8 protein-coding genes, 2 tRNA genes and 1 pseudogene are annotated in these 10,946 nt (G+C 70.3%); 6 read left to right on the forward strand and 5 right to left on the reverse strand.

Annotated features, from left to right (window positions below; all coding sequences use genetic code 11):
- Positions 1 to 26: 26 nt before the first annotated feature.
- Positions 27 to 530 carry a sigma-70 family RNA polymerase sigma factor gene (locus AB0A95_RS26995; protein ID WP_357558576.1) on the reverse strand — a complete coding sequence of 168 codons (504 nt, stop codon included), beginning with the start codon at positions 528 to 530 and terminating at the stop codon, positions 27 to 29.
- Positions 531 to 819: 289 nt separating this feature from the next.
- Between AB0A95_RS26995 and AB0A95_RS27000 the strand changes: the two genes are divergently transcribed.
- The 3 genes and pseudogenes from AB0A95_RS27000 to AB0A95_RS27010 form a co-directional block, all read left to right on the forward strand.
- The gene (locus tag AB0A95_RS27000; RefSeq protein ID WP_357558542.1) at positions 820 to 2,484 is read left to right on the forward strand and encodes a copper resistance protein CopC; all 1,665 of its coding nucleotides are present in this window, start codon (positions 820 to 822) and stop codon (positions 2,482 to 2,484) included.
- 17 nt (positions 2,485 to 2,501) lie between these two features.
- Positions 2,502 to 3,239, forward strand: a complete 738-nt coding sequence (locus tag AB0A95_RS27005; protein WP_357558543.1) for a YcnI family protein — start codon at positions 2,502 to 2,504, stop codon at positions 3,237 to 3,239.
- A gap of 689 nt (positions 3,240 to 3,928) precedes the next feature.
- Positions 3,929 to 4,144 (forward strand): annotated as a pseudogene (locus tag AB0A95_RS27010) (hypothetical protein); the annotation flags it as partial.
- A 327-nt stretch (positions 4,145 to 4,471) separates the two neighbouring features.
- On the opposite strand, the gene AB0A95_RS27015 reads toward AB0A95_RS27010, so the two are convergent.
- A complete protein-coding gene (locus AB0A95_RS27015) occupies positions 4,472 to 5,764 on the reverse strand; it encodes a glycosyltransferase family 87 protein (protein ID WP_357558544.1) in 1,293 nt (430 codons plus the stop codon).
- Between the two features lie 66 nt (positions 5,765 to 5,830).
- On the opposite strand from AB0A95_RS27015, the gene orn reads away from it, so the two are divergent.
- Together orn and AB0A95_RS27025 are read left to right on the forward strand one after the other, a co-directional pair.
- Positions 5,831 to 6,427 carry an oligoribonuclease gene (gene orn / locus AB0A95_RS27020; protein ID WP_357558545.1) on the forward strand — a complete coding sequence of 199 codons (597 nt, stop codon included), beginning with the start codon at positions 5,831 to 5,833 and terminating at the stop codon, positions 6,425 to 6,427.
- A gap of 114 nt (positions 6,428 to 6,541) precedes the next feature.
- A tRNA-His gene (locus AB0A95_RS27025) sits at positions 6,542 to 6,614 on the forward strand.
- A gap of 132 nt (positions 6,615 to 6,746) precedes the next feature.
- Here AB0A95_RS27025 and AB0A95_RS27030 read toward each other — a convergent pair.
- Both AB0A95_RS27030 and AB0A95_RS27035 read right to left on the reverse strand, forming a co-directional pair.
- Positions 6,747 to 8,030: an Ig-like domain-containing protein gene (locus AB0A95_RS27030; RefSeq protein WP_357558546.1), complete on the reverse strand. Its 1,284-nt coding sequence runs from the start codon at positions 8,028 to 8,030 to the stop codon at positions 6,747 to 6,749.
- A 252-nt stretch (positions 8,031 to 8,282) separates the two neighbouring features.
- The gene (locus AB0A95_RS27035; protein ID WP_357558547.1) at positions 8,283 to 9,554 is read right to left on the reverse strand and encodes an Ig-like domain-containing protein; all 1,272 of its coding nucleotides are present in this window, start codon (positions 9,552 to 9,554) and stop codon (positions 8,283 to 8,285) included.
- 188 nt (positions 9,555 to 9,742) lie between these two features.
- Here AB0A95_RS27035 and AB0A95_RS27040 point away from each other — a divergent pair.
- Positions 9,743 to 9,818 (forward strand) — tRNA-Lys (locus tag AB0A95_RS27040).
- A 179-nt stretch (positions 9,819 to 9,997) separates the two neighbouring features.
- On the opposite strand, the gene AB0A95_RS27045 is transcribed toward AB0A95_RS27040, so the two are convergent.
- Positions 9,998 to 10,861, reverse strand: a complete 864-nt coding sequence (locus tag AB0A95_RS27045) for a hypothetical protein (protein WP_357558548.1) — start codon at positions 10,859 to 10,861, stop codon at positions 9,998 to 10,000.
- Positions 10,862 to 10,946: the final 85 nt, after the last annotated feature.

Consider the following 10,946-nt stretch of genomic DNA (forward strand, 5'->3'; position numbering starts at 1 on the left):
TCCCGTCTCCGCCGGAAGTTCCCCGCTCAGCCGGCCAGGGCGTCGCCGACCGCCTCGACCAGCTCGTCGCGGGCCCGAGCGACCCGGGACCGGATGGTGCCCACCGGCACCCCAACGACTTCGGCCGCCTCGGCGTACGACAGGCCGAGCAGTTGGGTGAGCACGAACGCGGCGCGCCGCTCGGCGCTGAGCCGGCGGACCAGGTCGGCGGCGCCGAACTGGCCGGCCGGGTCCGGGTGCGGGTGGTCGGTGTACGCGTTCGCGGCCAGCCGCTCGTCGAGCCGGCGGCGGCGGATCACCGTGCGCAGGTGGTCGGCGCAGGCCCGCCGGGCGATGCCGAGCAGCCAGGTGCGGGCGCTGGAGCGACCCTCGAACGCGGGCAGGGCCCGAAACGCCCGCAGGTAGGTCTCCTGGGTGAGGTCGTCTGCGCTGTCCGGGTCGACAAGGGCGGCGGCGAACCGCCAGACCTCGCTCTGGGTCAGCCGGACGAACGCCGCCTGGGCCCTCGGATCACCGTCGCGCGCGCTCAACGCCCACTCGGTCGCCGGGTCCCGGACAGCCGCACCGACCGGCTCTGCCGGGCCGGCGTTACCGGTGTCACGCGGGACGGGGATCACGACAGACCACGTTACGCGGCACCCGACGGAGCGTCACTGTCCTTCGGCTCCCGGATGTTCTGCACCACGCCGGGAACTTTTTCCCCACGCGAGCCGACTACCCTCGCATGACACGCGATCCCTCTCGCACGGCACTGGCGGCTGAGCAGAGTTGAGCCCTTTGCCCGACTCGGGTCGCCGATATCCACACCTGTCGGCGACCATGGCTGGCATGATTGTCGCCCCCCGCCGCTGGATCGCCCGGCTGGCTGCCGCCGCCGGCCTTCTGGTCACCGTCGTCGCCCTGTTGATCGCGCCAGCCACCCCGGCCAGCGCCCATGCGGTGCTGGAGAGCAGCAGTCCGGCTGCCGCGGCGGTGGTGTCGAGCGCGCCGTCCGAGGTGACCCTCCGGTTCAGTGAGTCGGTCCGCAAGGTTCCCGGCAAGATCAGGGTCATCGCACCGGACGGCTCCCGCGCCGACCGGGGTGAGCCGTCCTTCGACGGCGGGGCCGTGAGCATCCCGGTGGACCCGGCCGGTGGGCGCGGCACCTACCTGGTCAGTTTCCGGGTGATCTCCGCCGACAGCCACCCGGTGTCCGGGGCGTTCACCTACTCGGTCGGCGCGCCCTCGACGCCACCCGTCGATTCCGGCACGGACAGCCGCGCCAACCCGGTGGTGGGCACGGCGGTGAAGGTGGCTCGCTTCCTCGGCTACACCGGCCTGGTGCTGCTGGTCGGGCCCGCGCTGGTGCTCGCCGCGCTGTGGCCGCGACGGCTCCCTCGCCGGGGCCCGGCCCGGCTGGCCTGGCTCGGCCTCGGCCTGGTGGCCCTGGCCACCCTCGCCGACCTGTGGTTGCAGGTGCCCTACACGGCCGGCGGCGGTCTCTTCGAGGTGACCGGCGAGGGGTTCGGCAGCGTTTTCGGCAGCGCCTTCGGTGCCGCCCACCTGGTCCGACTCGGCCTGTTGGCGGCCTCCGCCTTCCTGCTCCGGCCGCTGCTGGCCCGGCCGGCCGGCCGGGCCGACGCGATCATCCTGGCCGTGCTCGGTGGCGTTGGCCTGCTGACCTGGCCGCTGGCCGGGCACCCGGCGGCCTCGCCGGCACCGGCGGTCTCCGTGGTGGTCGACGCGGTCCACCTGGGCAGCATGGCGGTCTGGCTGGGTGGCCTGCTGATGCTCGCCGGGTTCCTGCTGCGCCAGGCCGACGAACGGGAGTTGGGCGCGATCCTGCCCATCTGGTCGCGCTGGGCGGCGCTCGCCGTCTCGGCGCTGCTGCTGGCCGGCACCGTCCAGGCACTGATCGAGGTGGCCACCCCGCGGGCGCTGTTCGACACCACGTACGGGCGGTTGCTGCTGGCCAAGATCGGGCTGTTCGCGCTGGTGATCGCCGTGGCCGCGTACTCCCGGCAGTTGGTGCGTCGGCGCATCGCCGCGCAGCGCCCGGCGCCGGTTCGCCGGGCGGTCTGGGTGGAGTTGGCCGTCACAGTGGTGGTGCTGGGCCTGTCCGCCACGCTCGTGCAGACCACGCCCGCCCGCACCGCGGCGGCCGGGCCGTCCAGCACCGAGGCCGGCTTCTTCAGCACCAGGCTGTCCAGCCCGCTCTTCTCCATGGAGGTCGAGGTGAGCCCGGCCGAGCGGGGCAACAACTCGGTGCACCTGTACGCGTACGGCAAGGACGACCAGCCGCTGCCGGTGGTGGAGTGGAAGGCGACCGCCGCGCTGCCCTCGGCCGGGATCGAACCGATCGATGTCCCGTTGCTGCCGTTGACGGACAGCCACGCCTACGGCGACATCAGCCTGCCGGCTGCCGGCGACTGGCAAATCAAGATCACCGCTCGAACGACAGACATCGACCAGGCCACGGTGACCGCCACCGTGCCCATCCGTTAGAGAGGTTCGCAAAACCCATGATCCGATTCCGGCGTACCGCAGGCGCCGCTGCCGCCTTGGCGTTCACCGCCGCCGCCACCGCTGTGCTCGGCTTCGCCGGCCCGGCGTCCGCGCACGTCACGGTCAACCCGAAGGAAGCAGCCCAGGGCGGGTACGCCCGGGTGGCGTTCCGGGTGCCCAACGAGAGCGACAGCGCCTCGACCACCAAGCTGGAGGTGACGCTTCCGGAGAACGCCCCGGTCGGCTCGGTATCGACAATGCCGGTGCCCGGCTGGACGGTGGCGACCGAGAAGCGCAAGGTGGACCCGCCGATCGAGGTGCACGGCAGCCAGCTCACCGAGGCGGTCTCCAAGATCACCTGGACGGCCACCGGGGACGCGGCGGTGAAGCCCGGCCAGTTCCAGGAGTTCCCCGTCTCGCTGGGGCCGCTGCCCAAGGTCGACTCGATGGTCTTCAAGGTCCTACAGACCTACTCGGACGGCGAGATCTCGCGCTGGATCGACCCGCCGGCGGCGGGCGGTGAGGAGCCGGAGCACCCGGCGCCGGTGCTCGCCCTGACCGCCGCCGGGGCGCCGGCGAATGCGGCAGCGCCGAGTGCCGCCGTCGTGGCGTCGCCCGACGACGACGATGACGATGAGGGCAACGGGCTCGCGGTCGGCCTCGGTGTGGCAGGGCTCGTCGCCGGTCTGGCTGGTCTGGTGCTGGGCGGTCTGGCGTTCTCCCGGACCCGTCGGGAGCCGGTCGCCAAGGCCTGACCCGTCCCGCACGCTGGCCCGCCGGAGGTAATCCGGCGGGCCAGTCGCTTTCCGTAGTCGGATCTGGCCGTGCGGTGGATATCCCCTGATCACGGCACCTGCGTCGGTAAGGTCGGCCGAGTATCTGGCTACGGAGGGAGACGGTGCGAATGCGTGTCGTGCGGGCGATCGTCGGTGTGCTGCTGTTGGTCGTGGGGATTCCGGCGCTTATCGCCGGTGGCGCGTTGTGGTTGGTGACCCGACACGCCGACCCCGATGGGGCCTTCGCCGCCCGCTTCGAGACGGTCCGCACGCCCGGCCACGCGGTCGTGGTCACCGACCTCGACGACGCGCTGCGCCGGGAGGCGCCGTTCGCGCGCGCCGGGCAGAGCCGGCTGCGCCTGGACGCCCGCACCTCGGATGGCCCGGCCTTCGTGGGGCTCGCGCCCACCGCGGAGGTGCGGAGCTGGCTGGAGCCGGTGCCGCACGCCGTGGTCGGCCGGGTGGCGCTGGCCCAGGGCCCGCTGCCGGTCCGGCTGGACCCGGCCGGTGCCGTTGCCGGCGGCCCTGTCGATCCGGCCGCCGTGGAGCCGGTGGGCTCGCCGGGTCGGCCGTCCTGGGTACGCCAGGGCATCGGTTCGCTCCAGTGGAGTGCGGACGACCTCGCTGGTGAGCCCATGAGCCTGGTGCTGATGCGCCCCGACGGCCGTGCCGACCTGTCCCTGGACCTGCGCGCCGAGTTGCGGGCGGGGTGGACCGGCCCGGCCACCGGGGGTCTGCTGGCGGCCGGCGTCCTGCTGGTGGGGTGCGCTCTGCTGCTCCTGCTGCGACCGCTGCGCCCGCGCGAGGTGATCTTCGTGGTCGAGCCGGATCAGGTGCCGTTGCTCGCCGGTCGGCTCGGGGTCACCTCGCTGAGTGGCCTGGGCGCCGAGGAGCCCCGGGTGACCTCGCCGGTTTCGGCGGTACGGCAGCTCACCATGGTCGGCTCGGGTGCGCGGCGTCGGCCGTCGATCGGCGCGGCCGGGTCGGCCACCCTCGACGACCTGGAGGAGCCCCTCCGAGCGCCTCGACCACCGGCGGCGACGCTGAGTCTCGCGTGGCCGCCGCGCGGTGGGGCGGCCCGGCCGGTGGCAGTCGACGAAACGGCGGGTGGCCCTCCGCGCTGCCGACGCGGAGGGCCACTCTCACCGGGGGATCGGTGCTACCCGAGCGACGCTTGAGGTAGATGAGCCCCAGATTAGCGCCGATAACGGCTACTGGGTAGATCCGTCCATTTGGTGCGATTTTTCCTCAACCTGGGGTTGGTCGTCGCGCGTGCGACGTCCCGAGCGCACCGGCAGGACCGCCAGCAGCAGCAGACTGAGCAGCACGTAAGCGTTCTGCACCAGGAAGTCCATCGGGTCGTGCGTGCGGATCGAGCCCTCGCCCCATTTCTGGAACGTCACCACGCCGTAGACGATCACGGGGGTGATGCCCAGCGCGAGCCCGGCCAGCCACCGACGGCGGCGCACCTCGTCCGGGCGGTCGGCGCTCAACGCCGCGTCGGCGAGCAACACCAACGCCGGCACGAACCAGTAGATGTGGTGGGTCCAGGTGATCGGGCTGACCAGGGAGCCGACCAGCCCGGTCAACGTCAGGCCCGTCACCAGGTCACCGGCCCGCGCCGCGCGGGCGGCTCGCCACAGCCCGTAGCCGGCGACCGCGGCGACCACGAGCAGCCAGAGCAGCCGGTCCGGCTTGTCCGGTGCGGTGAACCGGCTGAACAGGCCGAACAGCGACTGGTTGGCGACGATGTCGGTGCGCCCGACCCGGTCGGTGGTCCACAGCTCGTGCGTCCAGAACCGCCACGAGTCGCTCGGGGCGATCGCCGCCGCGAGCAGGGTCGCCGCCGCCGCGGTCGCGCTCGCCACCGCGGCGGCCCGCCACCGTCGAGTGGCCAGCAGGTACACGATGAAGATGCCGGGAAAGAGCTTGAGCGCCGTCGCCAGCCCCACACCGACCCCGGCCCAGCGCCGCGCCTGCGGTACGGCGAACAGGAGGTCGGCCAGGATCAGCACCACCAGCAGCATGTTGATCTGCCCGAAGGTGATCGTCTCGCGGGTGCTCTCCATGGCCAGCACCAGCAGGACGGCGATGATCAGGGTGAACGTTCGCGGCAGGCCGTGCCGGGCGATGACCGGCAGCACCAGCCAGCGGGTGGTCAGCACCACGGCCAACACGGTGAGCACCGTGAAGATCGCCACCGTGGCGCCGAGCCGCAACAGGCCGAAGGGCCACAGCAGCAGCGCGCTGAACGGCGGGTAGGTGAAGTACAACTCGCCCTGCACCCGGTCGGGCTGGACGTAGTCGTAGAGCGGGTGGCCCTCCCGCCACCAGTCCACCGCCGACATGTAGATCTTGAGGTCGAGGAATTTGTGGTTCAGACCCCGTAGGTAGAGCGCTGGCAGCAGGGCGATGACGGCCACCACCGCGACCAGGCGACGGACCGTACGGCCGCCGGGATCGTCGTCGGTGACGGCGGGCGGTGCGACGGGTTCTGCTGGCACCCCGAAACCCTAGCGGGCTGGCCCGCCGAGAGCGCGCAGCCACGTCCCATGGGCGGCGCGTAGGCTGTGCCGGTGGCTGATCTCCTTGTCTGGATTGACTGTGAGATGACCGGGCTGGACCTCGGCAGGGACAAACTGATCGAGGTCGCGGCACTGGTCACCGATCCCGACCTCAACGTGCTGGGTGACGGCGTCGACGTCGTGATCCACGCCGACGAGACGGCGCTGGAGGGGATGCCGGAGGTCGTGCGGACGATGCACGCCAAGTCCGGCCTCACCGACGAGGTCCGTCGTTCGGTGGTCACCCTCGCCGAGGCGGAGGACCTGGTCCTGGAGTACGTCCGCACCTTCGTCAAGGACCCGCGGACGGCGCCGCTGTGCGGCAACTCGATCGCCACCGACCGGGGCTTCATCGCCCGGGACATGCCCCGCCTCGACGCGCACCTGCACTACCGGATGATCGACGTCTCGTCGATCAAGGAACTCTGCCGTCGCTGGTACCCCCGCGTGTACTTCGGCCAGCCGCAGAAGGGCCTCGCGCACCGGGCGCTCGCCGACATCCGGGAGAGCATCCGGGAGTTGGAGTACTACCGGCGCACCGTCTTCGTCCCGCTGCCCGGCCCGGACGTGGAGACCGCCAAGGCGATCGCCGCCGACCTCTGACCCCGGGCGGCGTCTGCGCGCCGCGCAGGGAACCCGCTGGACGTCGTGCCCGCCGGTGTGGCTATTATTGGTCCGCACCCCGCCCGGGGCGATCGACCGGGCGACGGCGGCATGGTGGCTGTAGCTCAGTTGGCAGAGCACCGGGTTGTGGTCCCGGTTGTCGTGGGTTCAATTCCCATCAGTCACCCAGTTGGTTGTGCTGCTCAGGCCCCCTCTCCGGAGGGGGCCTGAGTCGTTGTCGTCCCCTTGGGTTTCATGAAATCGGGGCCCCCAGCTTGGCTGGATGCCCCGATTTGCGGTATCTCGAGTTTGATCTGGCTCAGGCGGTCGGCGTGGGGGACGGGGCGCCGGCCGGGGGCGGGGCGGTGTCCGGATCGGCGGGCGGCTCGTACGGCAGGGCGCTGCCCTTGACGTACTCGTCCCAGCTCATGTTCCAGTCGGTCCAGCCGTTGCCGTTCTTCAGCTTGGTCTCGGTGCCCTTGACCGTGATCGGATCGCCGACCTGCGTGTTGTTGAACAGCCAGTTGCCGTTGGCCATCGAGACGTTCACGCAACCGTGCGAGACGTTCACGCTGCCCTGCTGGCCCTCGGACCAGGGCGCCGCGTGGATGAACTCGCCGCCCCAGGTGAGACGCTGCGCGAAGTCAATCTTGGTGCGGTAGCCGTCCTCCGGACCCAGCTCCTCGAACGTGTCGAAGACCGTCTTGCGCAGCTTCTCGATCACGACCATGGTGCCGCTGGACGACGGGGTGCTCTTCTTGCCCAGGCTGACCGGGATGGTCTTGATCACCGCGCCGTTGCGGGTCACCGTCATCCGCTTGGTCTTGTTGTCCACCGTCATGATCACCGAAGGGCCGATCTTGATGTCCACGGAGAGGTCGGCACTGCCGTACCAACCCTCACCCATCGGCAGGCCGCCGGCCCGCACCCGGTAGGAGACCTTGCTGCCGGTCTTCCAGAACACCTTCGGCCGGTAGCGGATCTCGGTGGGGCTGACCCAGTGCCAGATGCCCTCCTGGGCCGGCGTCGAGGTCACCGTCATCCGGCGCTGCACGTCGTCGCGGTAGTCCTCCGGGATGTCCCGGCTGAACTTCACGATCAGCGGCATGCCGACCCCGACCACCTGGTTGTCGCCGAGGAAGCTGCTCACCCGAACCTGGTTGTCCGGCTTGGCCATGGTGGTGAAGGTGCTTGTCGCGGTGGCCGGACGATCATCGTCGCCGGTGGCGGTCACGGTCGCCGTGTAGCTCGTGCCGTACGCCAACGTGCCGGCCGGCTGCCACGTCTTGCCGTCCGCGGCGAGTGCGCCCTCGACCGCCTTGCCGTCCGCGCCCTTGAGCTCGACGGCGGTCTTCACGGCGTCCTTCGTGGTGAAGGTGATGCCGGTCGAGGCCGGCACGTCCTTGGCGTCGGCCGCCGGCTCGCTGATCGTCGCCGCGGCCTTCGGCGCGGGGCTCTCGCTGCCGCCGTGCCACGAGGACGGCTTGCCGCCGTCGCCGTCGGTGCAGGCGGCGGTGAAGGCCAGCGCCACGGCGAGGAACCCCGCCGCGAACACGCGACGTCGCCCACGGCGCCTGATCAGCTGATCCTGGCTAGCTCGCATGATTCCCTCACAGTCGTGGTCGCTGCCCCATCGTCTCCTACTGACGCGCCAGAGCCGGCCCCGGTTGCCGAGGGTGAACCGAAACACGCCGATCACCCTGCCGGTTTTTTGCTACTATCCGGCGTTTCGTGAGCGTAGCTCGTCTCCACGCGGGGGGTGCTGGGGTCGCCGCGGCATCGTCGCCTCGCCGGAGTGCAAGGGTACGCGCCGGCCCGGCCATCGGCAGGGCCGGCGCGAGAAGGCCGACAGGGCTCAGAGCGCCGGGCCGGCACCGCCACTGGGCACGGGCAGCGCGCTGCCCTTGATGAACTCCGACCAGCTCACACTCCACGCCGTCCAGCCGTTGCCGGCGCTGATCTTGCGCTCGGTGCCCTTGACCGTGATCGGGTCACCGATCCGCGTCTTCTCGAACAGCCACCGGGCGTTGGCCGTCGACACGTTCACGCAGCCGTGCGAGACGTTCTGGCGCCCCTGCACGTGCTCCGACCAGGGCGCGGCGTGGATGTACTCGCCACCCCAGGTGATCCGCTGGGCGTACTGGATGTCGGTGACGTAGCGGTTGGCCGGGTCCGGGTCGTCGCGGGTGTCGAAGACCGTGGCTTCCTTCTTCTCCATCACGACCATCGTGCCGCTGGACGACGGCGTGCTCTTCTTGCCGAGGCTCACCGGAATGGTGCGCACCAGCGCCCCGTCCTCGTACACGGTCATCTTCTTGTTGGCGTTGTCGACCTTCATCACCAACGACCGGCCGATCTTGGCGGTGGCCTTACGGTCCATGTCGCCGTACTTGCCGTTGCTCAGCGGCACCCCGGCCAGCGCGATCCGCACCGAGATGGTCGTGCCCGGCTTCCAGTACTCGGGTGCCCGGTAGTAGGCCTGCGTACCGTTGTCGACCCAGTGCCAGGCCCCCGGCTGCGGCGGGTCGGTGCGGACGAACATCCGCTTCTGCACCGCCGCCCGGTCCTTCTTCGGGATGCCCGGGTGGAACTCGGTGACCACCGGCATGGCCACGCCGTAGCTCTTGTCGTCGAAGAGGTACAGGCCGGACCCGATTGTCGACTTCGGCTTGGCCATCGTGGTGAAGTTGCTGGTGCCCTGGCTGCTCGTGCCGTCGGCCGCGCTCGCCGTCACCGTTGCGGTGTAGCGGGTGCCGAACTTCAGCGGGGCGGACGGCACCCAGGCGGAACCGTCGGTGCGCAGCTTGCCCTCCACCGCGCCCCCGCCCGCCGCGGTCAGGGTGACAGCGGAAACCTTGCCCCCGTCCGGGAGCTTCGCGCTGATCTCCGTGCTCACCGGCCGGTTGTTCGCGCCGTCGGCCGGGCTCAGCGCGAGCGTCGGCCCGCTCGGCGCGCTCGGCGAGGCCACCGTCGAGGGCGCGGACGAGCCCGATGCGGCGCCCGCGTCTGCCGCAGGCGTCCCGCCGACGAATGTCGGCTCCTGCTTGTCGCCGCACCCGGTCAGTGCCAGCGACGCCGCCAGGGTCAGAGCGCCCACCACCGCCCCGGCTCGCGTGAACCGTGTCATCCCCACCTCTGTTCTCGCGTACCTGGCGGACATCGTGCCGCATCACCGCCGTAACCCACGCCCCCGAGTTGAGCGAGCTGGCCGGTTTGTGGGTTTCTGCCCGCAAAGCTCGACCGAAGGGGGGAGTCGGGTAACCGGATTGGAGCCCACCTTCCGGGGGTGCTAATGTTTTCTCCGTTGCCGAACGAGCGCCGCTAGCTCAACTGGCAGAGCAGCGGACTCTTAATCCGCGGGTTCGGGGTTCGAGTCCCTGGCGGCGCACCAAACCAAGGCCCTGACCAGCAAGATGCTGGGCAGGGCCTTGCTTGTTACACCCATGCCCGGTTCTCTGCGGTCCGGGGCGGGGTCACAGGGTTTACGGGATGCCCCGTCCGCGCCCGGCGGTGGCCGTCGACGAACTCCCGTCAACGCCCACGACCGGGCAGCACCACCAGGACCAGCGGCTACTCGGTGAGCACCTTCACCGAGTCGGCGCTCCCGCCGTTTCGGTTGACGGCGACGAAGAAGTCGCTCCCGACGTGGGTGACATCTTCGATCTCGTCGGTCAGGTTGTTACCCGGGATGCCGATGTCGCTCTCCACGTCGCCCCCGGACCAGTTGTACTGGTAGATCCAGTTCCACCCGGTGTCGGGCGTTGAGTCATTGATCGACCTGGTGTTCCAGATGTAGTTCTCCGAGCAGTCGATGCCCTGGTCGGAGCGATTATCGTGACTGGTCAGGTTGCTCTTCACAAGCGTCCATCCGCTCGTGAGCGAACCGGCGCCGGGATGGGTCCACAGACTGCCCAGTCGGCGGGCGGCATATTTGCCGGCGCCGCCGGCCGCCGTCGCGCTGTAGCAGAGGCCACTGATGTTGCCGATCGGCAGATCGACCACCTCGGTTGCGCCAATGGAACCGTTGGTGCTCAGGTGCACGATCGTCACATCGTCGCTGGGAAATGCCGACTGGCTTCCCTGGGTAGCGATCAGGGCGGGACCCTGACCGAGGTAGTTCGCGTTGTAGGCGAGGTCGTTGCCGTGGCCGAGCTGGGGCATGGGGGTTGGTGCCCCGGCACAGGTCCAGCTGGCGCCGTCCCAGGTCGAGCCGTCGCGCAACCATCGGGACAGCACCGGCTCCCCGGCGCTTCCCTTCGAGAAAATGATGTAAAGCTGGCCTCCTGGCCCCGCCACCATCCCTTCCAGGACCGTACGACCCGCCCTGCACGCACTGCTGTTCGGGATGTTCAGCCGTTCCGCCCCGCTCCTGTCCGTGGCGGCGTAGGCAGGAACTGCCGAGGCAATAACGATTCCTATTGAGAGCGCGGACACGGACGCGACAGTTGATAATATCTTCACTTCGGTTTCTCTCCTTGGGGGTAGGCCGGGGTAGTGTACCAAGAAATGTCCACATGCT

The organism is Micromonospora sp. NPDC049230 (genome assembly GCF_040647875.1).
In the GTDB taxonomy this organism is placed as follows: Bacteria; Actinomycetota; Actinomycetes; order Mycobacteriales; family Micromonosporaceae; genus Micromonospora.